Annotated in this window: 21 protein-coding genes, 2 tRNA genes and 1 other RNA gene; 12 read left to right on the forward strand and 12 right to left on the reverse strand. The window is 66.3% G+C overall.

Annotated elements, in window-relative coordinates; genetic code table 11:
- Positions 1-198, reverse strand: a 198-nt coding sequence (locus tag MKK52_RS04790; protein WP_243952682.1) for a porin, incomplete at its 3' end; no start/stop codon positions are given.
- Positions 199-583: 385 nt separating this feature from the next.
- On the opposite strand from MKK52_RS04790, the gene MKK52_RS04795 reads away from it, so the two are divergent.
- Positions 584-1,462 carry a DMT family transporter gene (locus MKK52_RS04795; RefSeq protein ID WP_243952683.1) on the forward strand — a complete coding sequence of 293 codons (879 nt, stop codon included), beginning with the start codon at positions 584-586 and terminating at the stop codon, positions 1,460-1,462.
- A 2-nt stretch (positions 1,463-1,464) separates the two neighbouring features.
- Here MKK52_RS04795 and MKK52_RS04800 read toward each other — a convergent pair whose 3' ends face one another.
- Positions 1,465-1,893 (reverse strand): cupin domain-containing protein, encoded by a 429-nt coding sequence (locus MKK52_RS04800; RefSeq protein WP_243952776.1) that lies wholly within the window; start codon positions 1,891-1,893, stop codon positions 1,465-1,467.
- A gap of 146 nt (positions 1,894-2,039) precedes the next feature.
- On the opposite strand from MKK52_RS04800, the gene MKK52_RS04805 reads away from it, so the two are divergent.
- On the forward strand, positions 2,040-2,666 hold the full coding sequence (locus MKK52_RS04805) for a ribonuclease D (protein WP_243952685.1): 627 nt from the start codon (positions 2,040-2,042) through the stop codon (positions 2,664-2,666).
- A 253-nt stretch (positions 2,667-2,919) separates the two neighbouring features.
- On the opposite strand, the gene glnA is transcribed toward MKK52_RS04805, so the two are convergent.
- Positions 2,920-4,329 carry a type I glutamate--ammonia ligase gene (gene glnA, locus MKK52_RS04810; RefSeq protein WP_243952686.1) on the reverse strand — a complete coding sequence of 470 codons (1,410 nt, stop codon included), beginning with the start codon at positions 4,327-4,329 and terminating at the stop codon, positions 2,920-2,922.
- 100 nt (positions 4,330-4,429) lie between these two features.
- Positions 4,430-4,873 (reverse strand): hypothetical protein, encoded by a 444-nt coding sequence (locus MKK52_RS04815; protein ID WP_243952687.1) that lies wholly within the window; start codon positions 4,871-4,873, stop codon positions 4,430-4,432.
- A 662-nt stretch (positions 4,874-5,535) separates the two neighbouring features.
- On the opposite strand from MKK52_RS04815, the gene MKK52_RS04820 reads away from it, so the two are divergent.
- Positions 5,536-6,570 (forward strand): glutamine synthetase beta-grasp domain-containing protein, encoded by a 1,035-nt coding sequence (locus tag MKK52_RS04820; protein ID WP_243952688.1) that lies wholly within the window; start codon positions 5,536-5,538, stop codon positions 6,568-6,570.
- 66 nt (positions 6,571-6,636) lie between these two features.
- Here the strand turns inward: MKK52_RS04820 and MKK52_RS04825 are convergent, their stop codons facing one another.
- Positions 6,637-6,810 (reverse strand): DUF2735 domain-containing protein, encoded by a 174-nt coding sequence (locus MKK52_RS04825; RefSeq protein WP_243952689.1) that lies wholly within the window; start codon positions 6,808-6,810, stop codon positions 6,637-6,639.
- 166 nt (positions 6,811-6,976) lie between these two features.
- Entirely contained in the window at positions 6,977-7,315 is a 339-nt protein-coding gene (locus MKK52_RS04830; protein WP_238248076.1) for a P-II family nitrogen regulator, read from the reverse strand.
- A gap of 162 nt (positions 7,316-7,477) precedes the next feature.
- Between MKK52_RS04830 and MKK52_RS04835 the strand changes: the two genes are divergently transcribed.
- Positions 7,478-8,998, forward strand: coding sequence for an NAD(P)H-hydrate dehydratase (locus MKK52_RS04835; protein ID WP_243952690.1), 1,521 nt, complete (start codon positions 7,478-7,480; stop codon positions 8,996-8,998).
- Here the strand turns inward: MKK52_RS04835 and MKK52_RS04840 are convergent.
- Positions 8,991-10,469 carry a multicopper oxidase family protein gene (locus MKK52_RS04840; protein WP_409564622.1) on the reverse strand — a complete coding sequence of 493 codons (1,479 nt, stop codon included), beginning with the start codon at positions 10,467-10,469 and terminating at the stop codon, positions 8,991-8,993. The genes MKK52_RS04835 and MKK52_RS04840 overlap by 8 nt on opposite strands.
- Positions 10,470-10,626: 157 nt before the next feature.
- Here MKK52_RS04840 and MKK52_RS04845 point away from each other — a divergent pair.
- From MKK52_RS04845 to ssrA, 8 genes are all read left to right on the forward strand, one after another.
- Positions 10,627-10,711, forward strand: a tRNA-Leu gene (locus MKK52_RS04845).
- A gap of 121 nt (positions 10,712-10,832) precedes the next feature.
- Complete coding sequence (gene tig, locus MKK52_RS04850; protein WP_243952691.1) at positions 10,833-12,227, forward strand: trigger factor; 1,395 nt, start codon at positions 10,833-10,835, stop codon at positions 12,225-12,227.
- A 126-nt stretch (positions 12,228-12,353) separates the two neighbouring features.
- Positions 12,354-12,980 carry an ATP-dependent Clp protease proteolytic subunit gene (locus MKK52_RS04855; RefSeq protein WP_243952693.1) on the forward strand — a complete coding sequence of 209 codons (627 nt, stop codon included), beginning with the start codon at positions 12,354-12,356 and terminating at the stop codon, positions 12,978-12,980.
- 179 nt (positions 12,981-13,159) lie between these two features.
- Entirely contained in the window at positions 13,160-14,431 is a 1,272-nt protein-coding gene (gene clpX, locus MKK52_RS04860; protein WP_243952695.1) for an ATP-dependent Clp protease ATP-binding subunit ClpX, read from the forward strand.
- Between the two features lie 240 nt (positions 14,432-14,671).
- The gene (lon, locus tag MKK52_RS04865) at positions 14,672-17,101 is read left to right on the forward strand and encodes an endopeptidase La (RefSeq protein ID WP_243952697.1); all 2,430 of its coding nucleotides are present in this window, start codon (positions 14,672-14,674) and stop codon (positions 17,099-17,101) included.
- Between the two features lie 106 nt (positions 17,102-17,207).
- Positions 17,208-17,283: transfer RNA gene (locus tag MKK52_RS04870), tRNA-Val, on the forward strand.
- Between the two features lie 74 nt (positions 17,284-17,357).
- Complete coding sequence (locus MKK52_RS04875; protein WP_243952699.1) at positions 17,358-17,636, forward strand: adenylosuccinate synthase; 279 nt, start codon at positions 17,358-17,360, stop codon at positions 17,634-17,636.
- A gap of 31 nt (positions 17,637-17,667) precedes the next feature.
- Positions 17,668-18,078: a transfer-messenger RNA gene (gene ssrA / locus MKK52_RS04880) on the forward strand.
- 26 nt (positions 18,079-18,104) lie between these two features.
- Here the strand turns inward: ssrA and MKK52_RS04885 are convergent.
- The 5 genes from MKK52_RS04885 to MKK52_RS04905 form a co-directional block, all read right to left on the reverse strand.
- The gene (locus tag MKK52_RS04885; protein ID WP_243952700.1) at positions 18,105-18,527 is read right to left on the reverse strand and encodes a GFA family protein; all 423 of its coding nucleotides are present in this window, start codon (positions 18,525-18,527) and stop codon (positions 18,105-18,107) included.
- A gap of 289 nt (positions 18,528-18,816) precedes the next feature.
- Complete coding sequence (locus MKK52_RS04890; protein WP_243952701.1) at positions 18,817-19,005, reverse strand: putative motility protein; 189 nt, start codon at positions 19,003-19,005, stop codon at positions 18,817-18,819.
- Between the two features lie 210 nt (positions 19,006-19,215).
- Positions 19,216-19,524: a hypothetical protein gene (locus MKK52_RS04895; RefSeq protein ID WP_243952702.1), complete on the reverse strand. Its 309-nt coding sequence runs from the start codon at positions 19,522-19,524 to the stop codon at positions 19,216-19,218.
- A 15-nt stretch (positions 19,525-19,539) separates the two neighbouring features.
- Positions 19,540-19,731, reverse strand: a complete 192-nt coding sequence (locus MKK52_RS04900) for a DUF3606 domain-containing protein (RefSeq protein WP_243952703.1) — start codon at positions 19,729-19,731, stop codon at positions 19,540-19,542.
- Between the two features lie 42 nt (positions 19,732-19,773).
- On the reverse strand, positions 19,774-21,366 hold the full coding sequence (locus MKK52_RS04905; protein ID WP_243952704.1) for an ABC transporter substrate-binding protein: 1,593 nt from the start codon (positions 21,364-21,366) through the stop codon (positions 19,774-19,776).
- Positions 21,367-21,391: the final 25 nt, after the last annotated feature.

The following is a 21,391-nucleotide window of genomic DNA, read 5'->3' on the forward strand; positions in this document are numbered from 1 at the left end:
CTCGAAGCGGGCGCGGCCCGAGAGACGGAGGCAGGTGTCGGTGCCGGGAATGTAGAAGAAGCCGGCGCCGTAGGCGGAGCAGACACGCACGAATTCGATCGGGACCGCCTTCTTGACCGGAAGGTCGGCGGCCTGCACGGCACCGACGGCGGCGAGAGCCGCAGCCGACCCAAGCAGAGAGCTCTTCAAGAGCTTCATCATCATCTCCAAAGCTTCGAGACCCAAGATGCGGACTGCCCGGTTTTCCGGATCACGCCGCGTTCTTTTTTTGATCTGGCCCGCGTCTTAATTGGCGGGCTCCAGCGGGCCGTCGCTTGGCGATGCCCCCGTGCCCAGTCACCATGTGCGAACGGCCAAGCCGGTTCAACTTGGATTTGTCTTTCCCCGCGTCGTTCCGACGTGATGTTGCTGGCCCGCAACATTTTGGGAAGGCTATTGCCGGCAAAGGTTTGCGTCCTGTGCATGAAGCGCGGGCAAAGTGCGGTAGCTGCCCGTTGGACGTGCAGTGTTGCTGGGACTGCCGCCCACCGAAGGGTCGGTTTCTCCCCAGGCCGAGCCGGTTCGGCCGATCCGTGGATGGAAGATGACGGCAGATTCGCGAGATTCCCGGGCTACAACTATTGGGTTTGGGGCAATTCTATTGTGGACTCTGCTTGCCCTGTTCACGGCGGCATCCGGCGGGGTGCCACCGTTTCAGCTGGCGTCGATCACCTTTCTGATCGGCGGTGCGCTCGGCTGCGCGCGCTTCCTCGTCCGGCCCGACCTTGCGCGGGCATTGCGCCAACCGATTCCCGTCTGGCTCCTCGGGGTTGGCGGCCTGTTCGGCTACCACGCGCTTTACTTCACGGCTCTGCGCCTCGCGCCGCCGGCCGAGGCGGGGCTCATCAATTATCTCTGGCCGCTACTGATCGTGCTGTTTTCCGCATGGCTCCCCGGCGCGAAGGGGCTGCGGCTCGGCCATGTCGCGGGGGCGCTGATGGGACTCGCGGGCGTCGGGATCCTGTTCGCCGGGCGGGATATCGGCTTCGGCACGGACGCGCTGCCCGGTTACGCCGCCTCCCTGGCGGCGGCCTTCGTCTGGGCTGGCTATTCCGTCTTATCCGCGCGGGTCGGCACCGTCCCGACCGAGGCGGTTGCCGGCTTCTGCCTCGCGACCGGGCTCCTCAGCCTCGTCTGCCATCTCGTCTTCGAGACGAGCGTCTGGCCGCAGGAGGCGAGCGCCTGGGCGTCCATCGTCCTGCTCGGCCTCGGCCCGGTCGGCGCCGCGTTCTATCTCTGGGACATCGGCTGCAAGCGGGGCGACGTGCGCCTCCTCGGCGTCGCGGCCTATGCCGCGCCGGTTCTCTCGACGCTCATCCTCGTGGCGACCGGCTACGCGCCGGCCCGGCCGGCGCTCGCTCTCTCGTGTCTGCTCATCGTGGCCGGGGCGCTGTTCGCGGTGCGGGCGTCGCGGACGGCCTGACGTCAGGCGCGGGGGAGGGGGCGCCAATCCGGCGGGGCGAGTTCGAACCCGGCGAAGTCGAAGCCCGGCGCCACGGTGCAACCGACGAGGGTCCAGGCGCCGAGGCTGGTGGCGGTCTGCCAATGGCCGGCGGGCACCACGAATTGCGGCCTCTGCCCACGCCCGATCTCCGGGCCGAGATGGTGGGCGGAGGCATCGTGCCCGTTCGGGCTCACGGTGATGACGAGGGGCGCGCCCGCATACCAATGCCAGATCTCGGCGGCATCGACCCGGTGCCATGCCGAGGCCTCGCCGACATCGAGCAGGAAGTAGATCGCCGTGCCGACCGACCGGCCGTCCGCGCTGCGGGGATCGCGGAACGTCTCTTTATAATGCCCGCCTTCCGGGTGCGGCTGCAGCCCGAGCGCCTTGATCATCTCGGCCGCACTCATGGAGGCGATGTCTTGCATGGGCTCAGGTCCTTCCCGCGCGCCATCCGCGCCCTGCGAGCTTAGGGCGTCCGCAGGCGTCCTCCCAGCCTTGTTCCCCTTCGGTTCGGGTGATACCGGCCGCAATCCTCTTTCGCCGAGCCGATCCCGTGTCCCAGAACCCGAACGTCCGCCTCCACCGGGGCGACCTGCCCGCCTCCTACGATCCCGGCACCTCCGTCGCGATCGATACCGAGACGCTGGGCCTCAACCCACACCGCGATCGGCTCTGCGTCGTCCAGCTCTCGACGGGCGACGGGACGGCGGACGTCGTGCAGATCGTCCCCGGCGGCCCGGCCCCCGCGACCCTGATCCGGGTGCTCGGCGACGAATCGGTTCTGAAGCTCTTCCACTTCGCCCGGTTCGACCTCGCGGTGCTGTTTCACCGGCTCGGCGTGATGTCCTCGCCGGTCTATTGTACCAAGATCGCCTCGAAGCTCGCCCGCACCTACACCGACCGGCACGGCCTGAAGGACGTGGTGCGCGAGACGGTGGACGTCGATCTCTCGAAGCAGCAGCAGAGTTCGGATTGGGGCGCCGACACGCTCACCCAGGCGCAACTCGATTACGCCGCCTCCGACGTGCTGCATCTCCATGCGGCCAAGGCGAAGCTCGATTCGATGCTCGCGCGCGAGGGACGCACCGATCTGGCCGAGGCGTGCTTCCGATTCCTGCCGGCCCGCGCCCGGCTCGACCTGCTCGGATGGGACGAGGCCGACATCTTCGCCCATACGTGAGCGCGAAAGCTCTACACTGCGACGTTTGCGCGGCGGAAGACTGCGGATTTCCGCCGTGTCGGGATGGCAGTGAGGTTTTGGGGTGACGGTATCCCCGCAGGATACTGCTAGCTTGGGCCCGCCCGAGCTTAGCCACTGGGCCAGATCCTCCTCGCCGGTCACTTCCCGATCAGGCCGGCGAGGAGGGTCCGTCGACCGCGCCGGCCCCGGGGTTCAGTGAGGCCGCGGATACAAGACCCGCGGCCCTTGCCCATCAGAGCGAGTAGTACTGCACGAACTCGATCGGGTGCGGGGTCATCTCGTAGCGCAGCACTTCGGCCATCTTCAGCTCGATGAACGACTCGATCTGATCCTGGGTGAACACGTTGCCGGCCGTGAGGAAGGCGTGGTCCTTGTCGAGGCTGGTAAGGGCTTCGCGCAGCGAGCCGCAGACGGTCGGGATGCGGCGCAGCTCCTTCGGCGGCAGGTCGTAGAGATCCTTATCCATCGCCGCGCCGGGGTCGATCTTGTTGCGGATGCCGTCGAGGCCGGCCATCAGCAGCGCCGAGAAGGCGAGGTACGGGTTGGCGGTCGGATCGGGGAAGCGCACCTCGAGCCGCTTGGCGTTCGGGCTCTTCGTCCACGGGATGCGGCAGGAGGCCGAGCGGTTGCGGGCCGAGTAGGCCAGCAGCACGGGGGCCTCGTAGCCCGGCACCAGCCGCTTGTACGAGTTGGTGGAGGGGTTGGTGAAGGCGTTCAGCGCCTTGGCGTGCCGGATGATGCCGCCGATGAAGTACAGGCACTCCTGGCTCAGGCCGGCATACTTGTCGCCCGCGAAGAGCGGCTTGCCATCCTTCCAAAGGGACAGGTGGACGTGCATGCCCGAGCCGTTGTCGCCGTAGACCGGCTTCGGCATGAAGGTCGCGGTCTTGCCGTAGCTCTGCGCCACGTTGTGGATGCAGTACTTATAGATCTGCAGGTGGTCGGCGATCGTGGTGAGCGTGTCGTACTTCAGGCCGAGCTCGTGCTGGGCGCTGGCCACCTCGTGGTGGTGCTTCTCGACGGTGGCGCCCATCGCGGCCATGGCCGCCAGCATCTCGCCGCGCATGTCCTGCGCCGAATCCTGCGGCGGTACCGGGAAGTAGCCGCCCTTGGTCTGGATCCGGTGGCCGAGGTTGCCACCCTCGTAATCGGTGAAGCCGTTGGTCGGCAACTCGGTCGAATCGAGCTCGAAGCCGGTCTTGTACGGGTCGGCGGAGAACTTCACGTCGTCGAACACGAAGAACTCGGCCTCGGGGCCGACATAGACGGTATCCGCGATGCCGATCTCCTGCAGGTAGGCCTCGGCGCGCTTGGCGGTGCAGCGGGGATCGCGACCGTAGGGCTCGCCGCTTTCCGGCTCCAGCACGTCGCACACGACGGAGAGCGTCGCGGCGGAGAAGAACGGGTCCATGCAGGCGGTGGACGGATCGGGCATCAGCAGCATGTCCGACTCGTTGATCGCTTTCCAGCCGGCGATCGAGGAGCCGTCGAACATCTGGCCCTCGGAGAAGAAGGCGTCGTCCACCATCGAGACGTCGAAGGTCACGTGCTGCCACTTGCCGCGCGGGTCGGTGAAGCGGAGGTCGACGTAGCGGACGTCGTTGTCCCGGATCGTCTTGAGCACTTCGGCTGCAGTGGTCATCGTGGCGTCTCTCCTGGCTTTCGTTCAGCCGGGCCGACCCATACAGCCCGGCTCGGCTCGGCACCACCCAGGCCGTGGGAATCACGCTCAAGCCGTGGGCTCAGCGAATTCGCATCGGGCATCCGCTCGCTGCGGTCCGACCTCCGCGTCGGAGCCGATCTCGCGTCATCCTCAGGAATTCCTTAAATCTTTCGGCCGAATAGAAATAGATATCGCTGTCTGTCGCGGACCAAAGTCGCTGCAAATCTTCATGTGTAAGGTTCGACCCGAGTATAATTTCAACAAAATTACGCAATTCATCTTTTTTTGATTCGTCATAGTTTTCTATAATGCAGTCAATGATTTCCTCCATCGAATTGCCGAACAGGTGCAGATCCTGAATGAACATGCGGCCATATTGTTCGAATTCTTTAGAAGGCAGCATGTCACTCACCGCCGTTACGCGGGGTGGTTGTAATGGTTCAATAACCGCAGGCTCTTGTTGGGTCGTGCACAATAAATAAGCCAATACTACATGTGTTTTACCTGCCAGCGTCCAAACCATCTTTAGCATCATTCTCGCGTCCCGTGGGTAGCCAAAACGCCGAGTTACAAAACTTCGTCCGGTCTTCCCTCAGATGCCGAATATACCTCTGTCGACTTTAGCTCAAAATTCTCTATGATGATTTCGTTCACAACATCAAATTTAAAAAAGAACTAAATCGTTTGCGGATACGTGAGACAAGCAGTGTCAATAGTGCTTGTAATTTATTTACGCAGCCTCTCGAGCGCCTCCGTTTCTTCTGTTCACTGGCCGCTATTTGGATCGCCAATCGGACTAAGCGATTGATTTGCATTGCACGGCTTGAGGGTCAATCAGACCGAAGAAGGGTCACCTGCACCGTCAACGCCGACAGCCGCCAGCCTTGCTGCTCGACTTCGAGAGCTATCGGTTCGTCCCGCTAATCCTATCTTCTGGCTGGCCTATAATAGGACAATAGGCAGGTTTGCAACAGAATGATGCTTGTCTCCCCTCACCGTATCGCCCAAGGAGCTCACGGTTCTGTGACCGGAAGTGATGGAACATCACGGGTTACGCCGCGCCGATGGCACGATGCGTGCTTAGGGTTCGGCGACCGTTGCAAAGGCGGCGTGCCGTTCGCCGGAGCCCCATGATCTGCGGGGCGCCGCGTCGACAAGGGATCGAGAGATCGGCGAGAGACCGGAATGACGAAATACAAGCTCGAGTATATATGGCTCGACGGCTACACGCCGGTGCCAAACCTGCGTGGCAAGACGCAGATCAAGGAATTTGACAGCTTCCCGACCCTTGAGCAGCTTCCGATGTGGGGCTTCGACGGGTCTTCCACGAAGCAGGCCGAGGGCGGCAGCTCCGACTGCATGCTCAAGCCCGTGCGCCACTTCCCCGATCCGGCCCGCAAGAACGGCGTGCTGGTGCTCTGCGAAGTGATGATGCCGGACGGCAAGACCCCGCACGAGTCGAACAAGCGCGCGACCATCCTTGATGACGCGGGCGCGTGGTTCGGCTTCGAGCAGGAGTACTTTTTCTACCAGAACGGCCGTCCGCTCGGCTTCCCCGAGCAGGGCTACCCGGCCCCGCAGGGCCCGTACTACACGGGCGTCGGCTACTCGAACGTGGGCAACGTCGCCCGCCAGATCGTCGAGGAGCATCTCGACCTCTGCCTTGAGGCCGGCATCAACCACGAGGGCATCAACGCCGAGGTGGCGAAGGGCCAGTGGGAATTCCAGATCTTCGGCAAGGGCTCCAAGAAGGCCGCCGACGAGATGTGGATGGCCCGCTACCTCCTGCAGCGCCTCTGCGAGAAGTACTGCATCGACGTCGAGTACCACTGCAAGCCGCTCGGCGACACCGACTGGAACGGGTCGGGCATGCACTGCAACTTCTCGACCGCGCACATGCGCGAAGTCGGCGGCAAGGAGTATTTCGAGAGCCTGATGAAGGCCTTCGAGGTCAACATCGAGGACCACATCGCCGTCTACGGCCCGGACAACCACATGCGCCTCACCGGCAAGCATGAGACCGCGCCGTGGAACAAGTTCAGCTACGGCGTGGCTGACCGTGGCGCCTCGATCCGCGTGCCGCATTCCTTCGTGAACAACGGCTACAAGGGCTATCTGGAAGACCGCCGCCCGAACTCCCAAGGCGACCCCTACCAGATCGCTTCGCAGGTCCTGAAGACCATCGCCTCGGTGCAGGGCGCCAGCTCCGCTGCGGCCTGAGACCGACGCGGTCTACTGATATGAGAGAGCCGGGCCTTCGGGTCCGGCTTTCTCGTTTATGGGATGTCAGCGCCCCCGGGGGCGGTCTTCGTCGCGGATGGCGGCTTCGTGGTACCACGCGCCGCCGCTCACCACGGGAACGGGTTTGGCGGCCTCGACGGGCCGGCGGGCCGCCTGGGCGCGACGGAAAGCTGAGAGATCGTAGACTTTCGCGGACCCGCGCAGCGCGTGTTCGGCCATCGCTCAGCCCTCCTGGCTCTGTGGAGCGGCCCATTCGGCCGCCCCGTCAGGAGGAATGTAAGGTCACGCGTTGCCGGCAACCATGCCAAAACGGGTTTTGCCGGATATTCGTGCAAGAGCGAAAATCAGGCAGTCCGGGAATAGTGTCCCTCGACTGCCGATGCGCTCAGATGGCGTCCGGGCCGGTCTCGCCGGTGCGGATGCGGATCGCCTCTTCGATGGTGGAGACGAAGATCTTGCCGTCGCCGATGCGGCCGGTCTGGGCCGACTTGCGGATCGCGTCGACCGCGCCTTCCACGAGCGCGTCCGACAGCACGATCTCAAGCTTCACCTTGGGCAGGAAGTCCACCACGTACTCGGCACCGCGATAGAGCTCGGTATGGCCCTTCTGGCGCCCGAAGCCCTTGGCTTCGATCACGGTGATTCCCTGAAGGCCCACCTCCTGGAGGGCCTCCTTCACTTCGTCCAACTTGAAGGGCTTGATGATCGCTTCGATCTTCTTCATGCCGCTCGGGCCTGTCTGTACACGTCACGAGACAGTAACATCGCCGCGATCCAGCCGCCACGGCGTTTTGCCGGCGCTTGGCTCGAAACTGCCTATTTCGTGCTCAATTCCTGCGCATCATTCAGGCGATCGGCGTGATTTTGTCCATTAGGTGAGCATCCGATGGTCGAGGCTAGGGCAATGAGCGATCGGGGAACTCGGGTGCTCAGCGTTGCGGCGGTGGGCAAACTCGATGCGGCGGCCATTGCCGGCGGGGTGCCGGGCATCGCCCTGATGGTGGCGGCCGGCGCGGCGGTCGCCGCGCGGGCGCGGGCGCTGGCACCGCAGGGCGGGCGGGTGCTCGTCCTGTGCGGGCCGGGCAACAACGGCGGCGACGGCTTCGTCGCGGCGCGCCTTCTCGCGGCGGACGGCTACGGTGTGATGCTGGTTCTGTTGGGCGACCGGGCAGCGCTGAGGGGCGATGCCGCCCTCGCGGCCGAGGCATGGTCGGGGCCGGTGCAGGCGGACCTGCCGGGCGACCTCGCCGGCACCGACCTCGTGATCGACGCGCTGTTCGGCGCCGGCCTCTCCCGCGATCTCGACGGTGCGGCGCGGGCCATGGTCGAGGCGGTGAATGCGGCGCGCCTGCCGGTGCTGGCGGTCGATGTGCCGAGCGGCGTCGATGGTGACAGCGGCGCGGTGCGCGGCGTCGCCTTCGAGGCGGTGGAGACCGTGACCTTCGTTGCGCGCAAGCCCGCGCATCTGCTCGAACCGGGCCGCTCGCTCTGCGGCGACATCCATGTGGCGCAGATCGGCGCGGGGGAGGCGGCCCTCGCCGCCGGGCTCGAAGCCTCCCTGCCGCCGCTCCATCACAATGGGCCCGACCTCTGGCGGGGCGAGTTTCCGCGCCTCACGCGGGCCAGCCACAAGTACACGCGCGGCCACGCGGTCGTCGTGTCCGGACCCGCGACCAAGACGGGCGCGGCGCGCCTTGCCGCCCGCGCGGCCCTGCGGGTCGGGGCAGGGCTCGTGACGATGGCCTCGCCGGCTGCCGCTCTCGCGGAGAATGCGGCCCATCTCACCGCGATCATGCTGCGCCGCTGCGAAGAGCCCGACGACCTCGACGATCTGCTGACGGACGAGCGCCTGAACGTCGTGCTGCTCGGGCCGGGGCTCGGCGTGGGCGAGCCGACGCAGGATCGCGTGGCGGTGGCGGCCTCGGCGGGGCGGCGCCTCGTCCTCGATGCCGATGCGCTGACGAGCTTCGCGGGCGGGGCGCGTCACCTCGCTGGGCTGATCGCGGAGGGCGGTGGCGAGGCGGTGCTGACCCCCCATGCGGGGGAATTCGCCCGGCTGTTCGACGAGACGAAGGTGATGCAGGCGGGCAGCAAGGTGGAGCGCGCCCGCGCCGCCGCCGTGCTGACGGGGACGGTGATCGTGTTCAAGGGTGCGGACACGGTGGTGGCGCATCCGGACGGCCGGGCCGCGATCAACGACCATGGCACGCCCTATCTCGGCACAGCCGGCTCCGGCGATGTCCTCGGCGGTCTGATCGCCGGGCTACTGGCGCAGGGAATGCCGACCTTCGAAGCCGCCTGCGCCGCCGTGTGGCTCCATGGCGATGCCGGCCTGCGCCATGGGCCGGGCCTCATCGCGGAGGACCTGCCCGAACTGATGCCCGCCGTGCTCGCCGGACTTACGTGACCTCGAACGAGGTCCAGAGGCCGGTGTCGAATCGCTCCAGCACGGTGGCGCTGATGAGCCACCGGCCGGGATTGTCCGCGAGGAACGCGATCCGCGCCGTGCGGCCTTCGAGCAGCTGGAACGTGTCGAGCCAGTAGGGCTCCCAGCCGTCGTCCAGCGGGTGGAGCAGCCGGAAGCAGTGGCCGTGCAGGTGCAGGGCTTGCGGGAAGGCGGTGTCGTTGCGCAGCGCCAGCACCACGACCTGCCCGCGCTTCACCGTGAAGATCGGTGCCTGCCCGATGGCGCCGCTGATGCCGTTGATCGCCCAGACCTTCTTCGGATCGCCGGTATAGACCGGCTCCAGCGCGGGCTTGTCCTTCGCGTCGCCGGTCTCCTTCGGGACGAAGGCGCCGCCTGTGATGACCACGTCCCGCCGCATCGCGTTCTGCAGTTTCACCTCCGCGGGAAGCTTCTTGTTCTCGCCGATAGGGCCGATGGGCGGGCGCTTCTGGGAGAGCTTGTCGCCCTTGGTCGTCACGCTCGCCAGCGTCAGGCCGGAGCCGATCAGGGCGATGACGCTCGCCTTCGCGCCTTCCTCGTCGGGAAGGTCGACCATCAGGTCGTAGCGGGTGCCCGGCGGGAAGGGCAGGGTGGCGCGCAGGGGTTCGAACGTGTCCGTGGGCTGGCCGTCGACGGCGGCCACGTAGACCTTCACGCCCTCGAATCGCAGCCGCGTGCCCCGTGCGTTGCAGCCGTTGGCGATTCGCAGGCGGATCCGGCTGCCGGGGCGCGCCTCGATGGCCTGCGGCACCGGGCCGCCATTCACCGTCACCAGATTGCCGAGCCGCCCGCTCGCGGCCGCGAAGCTGGTCTGCCCGAACGGCATCAGGGTGCCATCGCCTTCGAGCCGCCAATCCTGCAGCACCAGCCCGAGATCGGCATCGACGAGGGGCGGGGTCGTCTCCTCCACCACGAGCATCCCGGCGAGCCCCCGGCCGGCGGGTTCGCTCGATCCGCCGACCACGAGCGGCCGGATCAGGAAGGTGCCCGCATCGGGGGGCGTGAACTCGTAGAGGAAGTCGCCGCCCGGCGGCACGGGCGCCTGCGTCACCCCGCCGACGCCATCCATGGCGTTGACGTTGCGCACTCCGTGCCAGTGCAACGACAGCGGCTTGTCGGTGGTGTTCTTCAGCCGGAGCCGCACCGGCTGGCCGAGCTTCACCCGGACGATCGGCGGCGTGACCTTCCCGTCGAAGCACCAGATCGCCGTCTCCTGCGCCGGCTCCGGCTTGAACCGGACCTTGCCCGGCCCCGCCAGCAATCCCTTCGGCTCCGGCGCGGCCGTCGGGGTCTGCGCCCGCGCCGGGCCGGCGAGGCCGAGCACCGCGAGGCCGCCGACCATCACCCGCCGCGAGGGCGCGACGGCGAGGCGAGACGACCGGGAATCGGGCCCCGGAATCAGGACGGGATGCGGCGTGGACTCGTCGGCCATGGATCCTCAAGGGCGGCGGGACAGCGCCGCTCCATAACCGCGCGAGAGCGATGGCGCCACCGGAGGCAACAGGCCGAACTTTTTTGCTGCGGCCGCCGTCGCGCGTGCTATAGGGCGCGCTTCCGGCGGCCGGCGACGGGCCGGGTTGTCGGCGCGCGCGGGCGTGGCGGAACTGGTAGACGCGCTGGATTTAGGTTCCAGTGTCGCAAGACGTGGGGGTTCGAGCCCCTCCGCCCGCACCAGGCCACCCCGCGACGGCAGGAATCTCCTGCGTCTGCCGACGCCCGCCTCCTTCCCTGCCGTTGAACCCCGGCCCGGATTCGATGGGGCGGGGCGGCACACGATTCTGGAAGAGCGACGACGATGCAGGTCACCGAGATCAACACCCAGGGCCTCAAGCGGGAATATCAGGTCCTGCTGGCCGCCCAGGAACTCGAGGAGCGCCTGACCAGCGAACTCGCCGGCATGAAGGACAAGGTGCAGCTGAAGGGCTTCCGCCCCGGCAAGGTGCCGGTCGCCCACCTGCGTAAGGTCTACGGCCGCTCGGTGATGGCCGACGTCGTGCAGAACGCCGTGAATGAGGCGAATCGCAAGATCGTCAGCGACAACAACCTGAAGCTCGCCCTCGAGCCGCAGATCGAGTTCCCCTCCGACCAGCAGGAGGTCGAGAAGGCCCTCGACGCCAAGGCCGACCTCGCCTTTAAGGTGGCGCTCGAAGTGATGCCGAGCTTCGAGCTCGCCGACCTTTCGGACGTCAGCCTCACCAAGCTCGTCGCCACCCCCTCGGACGAGGAAGTGACCGAAGCCCTCGACCGCATGGCCGGTCAGAGCCGCCCGTTCGCCGACCGTGAAGAGGGCGCCGCCGCCGAGAAGGGCGACCGCGTCACCATCGACTTCGTCGGCCGCATGGACGGCGAGGAGTTCCAGGGTGGCAAGGGCGAGGGCATCGACCTTGAACTCGGCTCGAACACCTTCATCCCCGGCTTCGAAGACCAGCTGGTCGGCGCCAAGGTCGGCGAGCAGCGCCTCGTGAAGGTCACCTTCCCGGAGGGCTACGGCGCCGAGCAGCTGGCCGGCAAGGATGCCGAGTTCGACGTGACCGTCACCAAGATCCAGCAGCCCGGCGAGGCGAAGATCGATGACGAGTTCGCCAAGACCATGGGCATGGACACCCTGGCCGACCTGAAGGACGCCATCTCCAAGGCCATCGGCAGCGATTACGAGGCCGCCTCGCGCCGCCGCCTGAAGAAGGAACTGCTCGACGCGCTGGACGGCAAGTATGCCTTCGAGCTTCCCCCGTCCCTCGTGGCGCAGGAATTCGCGGCGGTGTGGGCGCAGGTCGAGCAAGACCTGAAGACCCGCGGCAAGACCTTCGAGGACGAGGGCACCGACGAGGAAAAGGCCAAGGCCGAGTATCGCAAGATCGCCGAGCGTCGCGTGCGTCTCGGCCTCGTGCTTGCGCAGGTCGGCGAGAGCGCCGATATCAAGGTCTCCGACGAGGAGGTCAATCAGGCCCTCATCGCCCGGGTGCGGCAGTTCCCGGGCCAAGAGCAGCAGGTCTGGGACTTCTACCGTAAGAATGCGCAGGCGCTCGCGGAGCTGCGGGCCCCCCTGTTCGAGGAAAAGGTGGTTGACCACGTCCTCGGTCAGGTCAAAGTCACGGAAGAGCCCGTCGCGAAGGACGCCCTGTTCGCCGACGACGAGGAAGACGACACGACCGGTGATAAGCCGGCTGAAAAGGCCGATTCGGCCGACTGAGCCCGCGCCTACCTTGGGCAGCGGGCAACCATTTTAGGCGATGGTTAAGCATCGCCGTTGTTCGCTGGCATGCCCGGTGGCCCGTGATTCGACGGGCCCCGGGCCTCACCCCCGGGGCAGGATGAGATGAGAGATCCGATCGACGTCTACAACAATGCCCTCGTGCCGATGGTGGTCGAGCAATCGAGCCGCGGCGAGCGCGCCTTCGACATCTACTCCCGCCTGCTGCGTGAGCGGATCATCTTCCTGACTGGCCCGGTCGAGGATTACGGCGCGTCGCTCATCGTCGCGCAGCTCCTGTTCCTCGAGGCCGAGAACCCGAAGAAGGAAATTTCCTTCTACATCAACTCGCCCGGCGGCGTGGTGACCTCGGGCCTCTCGATCTACGACACGATGCAGTTCATCCGCTGCCCGGTGACGACGCTCTGCGTCGGTCAGGCCGCCTCGATGGGCTCGCTCCTGCTGACGGCTGGTGAGCCCGGCCACCGGTTCGCCCTGCCGAACGCCCGGATCATGGTCCACCAGCCCTCCGGCGGCTTCCAGGGTCAGGCGACCGACATCCTGATCCACGCCCGCGAGATCGAGGCCCTGAAGCGGCGCCTCAACGAGATCTACGTGAAGCACACCGGTCGTGAGTACGAGGCGATCCATACGGCGCTGGAGCGCGACAACTTCATGACCGCCGACGCGGCCAAGGAGTTCGGCCTCATCGATGAGGTCATTCAGAAGCGGCCCGAGCCGGCCGCCGCCTGAGCGGACACGACGCGCTGCCGCGGCCTTGATCCTGCCGCGGCAGCGTGTTTGCATCGGGGGATATGACCTTACGGTCAAAGGCGCGCAGCACACTGTTTCTTTAAGCGAACCCCCTTACGTTTCACGAAATGGCCATGCGCCCCTTTGCCGGCAGCGCATGTGGGGAATCGGAGACCGATATGAGCAAGTCTGGCGGCAACGACTCCAAGAGCACGCTGTATTGCTCGTTCTGCGGCAAGAGCCAGCACGAGGTCCGCAAGCTCATCGCCGGCCCGACGGTGTTCATCTGCGACGAATGCGTCGAGCTGTGCATGGACATCATCCGCGAGGAGTCGAAGTCCTCCCTGGTGAAGAGCCGGGACGGCGTGCCCACGCCGAAGGAGATCCGCCGCGTCCTCGATGACTACGTCATCGGTCAGGACTTCGCGAAGAAGGTTCTCTCCGTCGCGGTGCACAACCACTACAAGCGGCTCGCCCACGCGACGAAGCACAACGACGTCGAGCTGGCGAAGTCCAACATCATGCTGATCGGGCCGACGGGCTCGGGCAAGACGCTGCTCGCGCAGACCCTGGCCCGCATCCTCGACGTGCCGTTCACCATGGCCGACGCCACGACGCTGACCGAGGCCGGTTACGTTGGTGAGGACGTCGAGAACATCATCCTCAAGCTGCTCCAGGCGTCCGACTACAATGTCGAGCGGGCCCAGCGCGGCATCGTCTACATCGACGAGATCGACAAGATCTCCCGCAAGTCGGACAACCCCTCGATCACCCGCGACGTGTCGGGCGAGGGCGTGCAGCAGGCACTCCTGAAGATCATGGAAGGCACTGTCGCCTCCGTGCCTCCGCAGGGCGGCCGCAAGCACCCGCAGCAGGAGTTCCTGCAGGTCGACACCACCAACATCCTCTTCATCTGCGGCGGCGCCTTCGCCGGGCTGGAGCGGATCATCTCGCAGCGTGGCAAGGGCACCTCGATCGGCTTCGGCGCCGCCGTGCAGGCCCCTGACGACCGCCGCACCGGCGAGATCTTCCGCTCGGTGGAGCCGGAGGACCTGCTGAAGTTCGGCCTCATCCCCGAGTTCGTCGGCCGTCTCCCGGTCCTGGCGACCCTGGAGGACCTCGACGAGGCCGCCCTGAAGAAGATCCTTCAGGAGCCGAAGAACGCCCTGGTGAAGCAGTACCAGCGCCTGTTCGAGATGGAGAACGTCGACCTGACGTTCCAGGACGAGGCCCTGTCCCTCGTCGCCCGCAAGGCGATCGAGCGGAAGACCGGCGCCCGCGGCCTGCGTTCGATCCTGGAGACGATCCTCCTCGACACGATGTACGACCTGCCGGGCCTCGAGTCCGTCGAGCAGGTCGTGATCGGCCCGGAGGTGGTCGAGGGCAAGTCGCGCCCGCTCTACATCCATGCCGAGCGCGGCAAGGAAGCGCCTGCCAGCGTCAGTGCGTAAGGACGATGACAGCCCGGCGTTGTCGTGCCGGGCTGCGCTGTCCCGTTCTCCTTGAAAGGCGTCCGGGGCGTCATCATCTCAGGCTCAGCGTAGTGGCCGTACGCTCCTTAGAGGTACGGTACCGCGCCACCAGCCGCTCAATCTCCCCAATAGACCCTCGCGGCCCGGTCGGCCGTGGCAGCGTGCTTGCTCCGTCTGCGGAGGGGCGTTCTGTCCGGCATTCCTGATGAGGTTTCCGATATGACCCAGTCGAAATCGCGCCAGCCGGTCATTCCGGGCTCGACGGGCTCTTATGCCGTCCTTCCCCTGCGCGACATCGTCGTCTTTCCGCATATGATCGTGCCGCTCTTCGTGGGGCGCGAGAAGTCGATCCGTGCGCTCGAAGAGGCCGTCCGCTCCGACCGCCACATCCTCCTCGCCACGCAGATCAACGCGGGTGACGACGATCCGGCCACCGACGCGATCTACAAGATCGGCACGCTGGCGAGCGTCCTTCAGCTTCTGAAGCTGCCCGACGGCACCGTGAAGGTGCTGGTGGAGGGCGTCGGCCGCGCCAAGATCGCGAACTTCACCCGCTCGGACGAGTATTACGAGGCGACCGCGCTCGCGCTTCATGACGAACTCGGCGATCAGGTCGAGGCCGAAGCCCTCGCGCGCTCGGTGCTCTCGGAGTTCGAGAACTACGTCAAGCTGAACAAGAAGATCTCCCCCGAGGTCGTCTCCGCCGTCACGCAGATCGACGAACCGTCCAAGCTCGCCGACACGATCGGCTCGCACCTGCTCGTCAAGATCGCCGACAAGCAGGGCATCCTGGAGACGCCGACCGTCGCCCAGCGCCTGGAGAAGGTGCTGTCGCTGATGGAGAGTGAGATCTCTGTGTTGCAGGTGGAGAAGCGCATCCGCACCCGCGTCAAGCGGCAGATGGAGAAGACGCAGCGCGAGTACTACCTCAACGAGCAGATGAAGGCGATCCAGAAGGAGTTGGGCGACTCCGAGGATGGCCGCGACGAGCTGGCCGAACTTGAGGAGAAGATCGAGAAGACCAAGCTCTCGAAGGAAGCCCGCGAGAAAGCGACGGCGGAGCTGAAGAAGCTGCGCCAGATGTCGCCGATGTCCGCCGAGGCGACCGTGGTGCGCAACTACCTCGACTGGATGCTCGGCATCCCGTGGGGCAAGCGCTCGAAGATCAAGAAGGATCTCCTCGGCGCGCAGGCGCTGCTGGACGAGGATCACTTCGGCCTCGACAAGGTCAAGGAGCGGATCGTCGAGTACCTCGCCGTGCAGCAGCGGGCGAACAAGCTCACCGGCCCGATCCTGTGCCTCGTCGGCCCTCCCGGCGTCGGCAAGACCTCGCTCGGCAAGTCCATCGCCAAGGCGACGGGGCGTGAGTTCGTGCGCATGTCGCTGGGCGGCGTGCGGGACGAAGCCGAGATCCGCGGTCACCGCCGGACCTATATCGGTTCGATGCCCGGCAAGATCGTCCAGTCGATGCGGAAGGCGAAGACGTCCAACCCGCTCATCCTGCTCGACGAGATCGACAAGATGGGCATGGACTTCCGCGGCGACCCGTCGGCGGCCCTCTTGGAGGTGCTGGATCCCGAGCAGAACTCGACGTTCAACGACCATTACCTCGAGGTCGATTACGACCTGTCGAACGTGATGTTCGTGACGACGGCGAACACGCTCAACATCCCGGCGCCGCTGATGGACCGGATGGAGATCATCCGTATCGCCGGCTACACCGAGGAAGAGAAGGTCGAGATCGCCCGCAAGCACCTGATCCCGAGCGCCATGAAGAAGCATGGCCTCGACAAGAAGGAGTGGTCGATCACCGATGACGGGCTGATGATGCTGGTGCGCCGCTACACGCGGGAAGCCGGCGTCCGCAACCTGGAGCGGGAAATCTCCAACCTCGCCCGCAAGGCGGTGAAGGAGATCCTGATCACCAAGGCGAAGTCGGTGAACGCCACCGAGGACAACCTGCCGACCTTCCTCGGCCCGCCGAAGTTCCGCTACGGCGAGATCGACGCGGACGATCAGGTCGGTGTGGTGACGGGTCTGGCCTGGACCGAGGTCGGCGGCGAGTTGCTGACGATCGAGGGTGTCATGATGCCCGGTAAGGGCAAGATGACGGTTACGGGCAACCTTAAGGATGTGATGAAGGAGTCGATCTCGGCGGCGGCGTCTTACGTCCGCTCGCGAGCCCTCGACTTCGGCATCGAGCCGCCGCTCTTCGAGCGTCGCGACATCCACGTCCACGTTCCGGAAGGCGCGACGCCGAAGGACGGCCCGTCCGCCGGCATCGCGATGGCCACCGCCATCGTCTCGACCCTGACGGGCATCCCGGTCCGCCGCGACATCGCGATGACCGGCGAGGTGACCCTGCGTGGCCGGGTGCTGCCGATCGGTGGTTTGAAGGAGAAGCTGCTCGCCGCACTGCGCGGCGGCATCAAGACGGTGCTGATCCCCGAGGAGAACGCCAAGGACATCGCCGAGGTGCCCGACAGCGTGAAGAACGGTCTTGAGATCGTTCCGGTCTCGCGGATGGATCAGGTGCTGGAGCGGGCGTTGCTGAGCAAGCCCGAGCCGATCGAGTGGGACGAGCCGCTCCCGCCCGTGAAGCCGGCCGCCCGTCCTGACGAGGAAGGCGCAGCCTTCATCGCCCACTAAGACCGAAAGAGCCCGGAGCCCCCCGCTCCGGGCTTTTTCATATGCCTGGCGTGGGAGCGGCTGCCCTTGCCTAGACGCCCGGCAATGCCGTATCGACCACCGCTGCGGGCGGTTAGCTCAGTTGGTAGAGCGTCTCCTTTACACGGAGAGGGTCGGCGGTTCGAGCCCGTCACCGCCCACCATCCTTGTCAGCCAGCCTCGCTTCCCGCTGTCCTCGTATTCGCACACGCTGCAACATTCCGCCGAGGTTTGAGCCATGGCATTCGCACGACGGTCGGCGTCGGAAACGAAAGCACGGGATCTGGGCTTGGCCCTCGCGCGGCTTGCGGAGGGTGATGGTACGCCGTCCGCCATCGGCGTCGATCGCCTGAAGGCCGTCAATCCGCGCCTTACGCCGCAAGCCGTCGGGCTGATGATCCGCAAGGAGCGCGCGATCGTCGAGGAGACCCTGTCCGAGCGTGGCCTCATGCTCGCGGATTACAGCGATCAGGGCCCCGGACGCGGGATGGAGTTCGCCATCGACGCCGCCTCGTAGCGGTGCGGATTGCACTCAAATCCTTGCAGGGGGAATGGACCGGCCGCCTCGAAGGGCTTATATTGACCGTGAGGTTGACGACCGATTCGTAATAACGTTTCAGGACCCGGGGGCGGTACCCGGCGCCTCCACCATAAGCATCCTGTCCCGGACCATGTGCGGGGCAGAGCGAGCGCCCGACGATGTGGGCCGCGCGCTGACAGGGTGCTTCTGCTGGGGGCGAAACAGGATCGACTGGACGGTAAAGGGATCGCGAGTTCTACCCTGTTTCGGCAGGATAAGATGCGACTTTCGGTAAGGACTCGACCGGTCTGGCGCAGGCAACCCCTGTTCCGGGCACCTGACCAAAACTCTAAATGCCAACGATAACGTTGTCATGGATGCCCGCCTCGCGGCGTAAGCATCTTGCGGCAGGGCAGCCGTAGAAACAGAACCCAGGGCTTCGGCCCTGGGGCCCACCTTTCTCGCTTATTCCACTTCGACGCCCGGATCGAAGCGCAGCGTGCCGACACGTCGGGTCGTCTGCCCGGTGTCGCTCGGGTGATTGACGCCATCCACCACCGGAACCTCGGCGAAATCGAACGGGCTGACGCCATCGAGGCAGGCGACGTTCACGCCGTACAGGTGTGGGTTGGATCGGCGCTGGTGGTGCGTGTAGATCCCGCAGCGTGAGCAGAAGAAGTGCTGCGCCGTTCCGGTGTTGAACCGGTAGCTGGTCAGCGCGTCCTCGCCCTGCGTGATGCGGATGCTTCCCATCGCCGCCGAGGCCACGACCGCTCCGCGCATCCGGCAATAGGAGCAGGTGCAGCGGCGGATGGTGCTGAAGCCCTCGGCGAGCGTCACCTCGAACTGCACCGCGCCGCAATGGCATTGCCCGGTTCGGCTGGTCATGGCGTCTCCTGCGCAGAGGAATCCGTGAGGCGAGGGAAGGGGCTGAGCATCGCGGCCGTTTGCGCCAACGCCGAGCTACCACACCTCCGCCCCGAAGGCTCACGCTGGACACGCCGTCCTGGGATTGGCTGTCTTGATCCGTAGCGAGCGCCACGGCTTCGAGGTGCGCAACTAGTCCCGCTGAGAGGAGATCGAGGCGCGTTTTCCCGGCCTGCTGCCCGAGAACATCAACGCCCATGCGGCGGATGGTGGGTGCGGCCGGAAGAAGACCTGAGGATCGGCCGCGCGCCTAGGCGCGGATGTCCAGAAGCTGGCCCTGGCCGGGGGGGGCCGGGGGCGAGGCCGCATTGGCCGTCTGAGCCACCATGTCGGCAACGGATTTCTGCGCGTCAATCTGCTGCCGCGCCACCGCCGTCCCGACGGACTGCGAGAAGCTTCCGGCCTGCATCTGGACGATTTGGGCGGCGATGCTGTTCATGCGCAACGGTAACACGTCAGTCGTGAAGGCATCGTCACCGCCCTCACTCGCTTTGGAATGATCGCGCCGTTACCGGGACAGCTTGTTGGTGGCCCAGCGGAACGCCACGCCCGACATGTCCAACGCCGTCAGCACGGCAATGACGTACACCACGGTCATCAGCATCGCGTTTCCCTCATGCTCCTCGTACTCGTCGAGCGGGGGGACGTATCACCGATTCACGGCTTTGTTGCGATGGCCAAACTCGCGTTCAGAAGGGTATGGGTCGGCGACGGGCGGGGGCGATCCACCGATGATCCGGCCGAGTAGGCCCCCCGGCCGGTTGCCCTGGGCAGCCACGATGCGGCGTGCCTCCTCGACGCTCATGTTGCAGGGGCCCGGCATCCCCTCGAGGGCGCCCAGCGCCCGCTCGTATTCCGGGAGGTTGATGCAGCCCGGCACACCCCAGGCCCAGGCCGGGGAGGGCGCGGCCAGGACGGCGAGGAGGGCCGTCGCCGCCAAGCGCGTGGTGATCCGCACGATCAGGTCTCCCGTCTACACGATGCCGCTGGCCTCGTAAGGCCATGGCAGGCCGAGATGGGCGGCGACAGCGGACGGATCGTTGCCGACCTCGCGGACGGCGGCGATGACCGCCTCGACGGGCACCTGAAAGCGCCGCGCCCAATAGGCGGCGGCGCTCGGATCCGAGACGTTCACGTGCTTCGGCTCTTGGGACAGATCGGCCATGTCATCCTCCGGCTGGGGCAATCCGCCGGAGGGGATTTGGTTCTAGCCGGCGCGGCTCACGTTCCAGAAGAGCGGCAGCCCAGTGAGCATGTTGTCGAGGTCGCTGCGATAGGCCGAAGGCTGGAAGTACTGGCCGCAGGGCAGGTAGGCGCCGACCTCCAGCGCCCGCGCCTGAATCTTGGCGGCGAGCGCCTGCTGCGCGGGCAGGTCCGGGGCCTGGAACCACGCGTTGCGTAGGTCCTCGATGGGCGCGTCCGTCAGCCAGCTCGGGATGCCCGACCGGCCGTTGCCCCGCGCGGCGAGGTGGTAGGCCGGCGAGAGCTGGTCGAGCCCGCCCGAGAAGACCCCGAACATCGACCAGCCGCCCTGGTCGATGGGCTTCGCATTCAGGATGCGCTGGTTCACCGTGCCCCAATCGGTGGCGACGTAATCGAGATTCAGCCCAAGCTTTCGGCAGACATCGCCCATCACTTCGCAGATCGCGGAGATGCGTGGCACGTCGGTGCCGGCGAGCAGCACCACCTTCTCGCCCTTGTAGCCCGCCGCTTCCAGGGCGCGCTTCGAGGCGGCGAGGTCGCGGGGACCGGTCAGGGCCTTCATGCCGGCATCCGAGGCCATCGGGCCGCCGGGTGTGAAGATCCCGCAGGGGCCGCGGCGGATGGCGGGGTCGGTCCCGGCTACCGCGTCCATCATCTCGCCCTGGTCCACCGCCGTCAGCACCGCGTGGCTGATGGCCGGGTTGTCGAAGGGCGGCTGCGTGTGGTTCAGGCGGATCTGGCCGATCAGCCCCGTGGTCTCGATGAGCGCGACCTTGATGTCCGATTGCCGCGAGAGGGCCGGCACGAGGTCCACGAGGGGCTGCTCCCACCAGTCGATCTCGCCCGAGCGCAGGGCGCCGGCGGCGGTCGAGCCATCGGGGATGGTGCGCCATTCGATCCGGTCGAACCGCGCGATCTTCGGGCCGGCGGTGAAGCTCGCCGTGCCGCCCTCGCGGGGCTTGTAGCCCTCGAATCGGCGATAGACGTTGAGGGAGCCCGGCACCCGCTCCTGCGCCACGTAGCGGAAGGGGCCGCTGCCGATCATCTCGGTGACGGCCTGGGTCGGCGGCACGGCGGCCAGCCGCTCGGGCATGATGACCGGCACGTAGGAGACCGGCTTCGCCAGCGCCTCCGGCAGGAGCGGGAAGGGGCGTTTCAGCCGGAACAGCAATTCCTTGTCGGTGGGGGCGGTGAGTTCGTTCACCGCCGCGAACAGCGCGCTGCCGAACGAATCGCGCTGGCCCCAGCGCTTCAGGCTCGCCACCGCGTCGCGGGCCAGGACGGGGGTGCCGTCGTGGAAGAGCAGCCCGTCGCGCAGGGTAAGCCGCCAGGTGAGGCCGCCATCCTCGACCCTGTGGCCCGCCACCATCTGCGGCTGCGCGCGATAGGACGAATCGAGGCCGTACAGGGTGTCGAACACCATCAGCGCGTGCGTGCGCGTGACGTAGTTCGTGGTGATGATCGGATCGAGCAGCGCCAAGTCGGCGTAGGGCACGAAGCGGAGGGTGGAGGCGCTCGCCGCCCGCACCAGGGCGGGGCGTGCGATGGCTCCCGCCAGCAGGGCGCCGGCACCCGTGATCACCGTGCGTCGCTTCATCGAGTTTCTCTCGAATTTTGGATAT

Source organism: Methylobacterium sp. J-067, from assembly GCF_022829465.1.
In the GTDB taxonomy this organism is placed as follows: Bacteria; Pseudomonadota; Alphaproteobacteria; order Rhizobiales; family Beijerinckiaceae; genus Methylobacterium; species Methylobacterium litchii.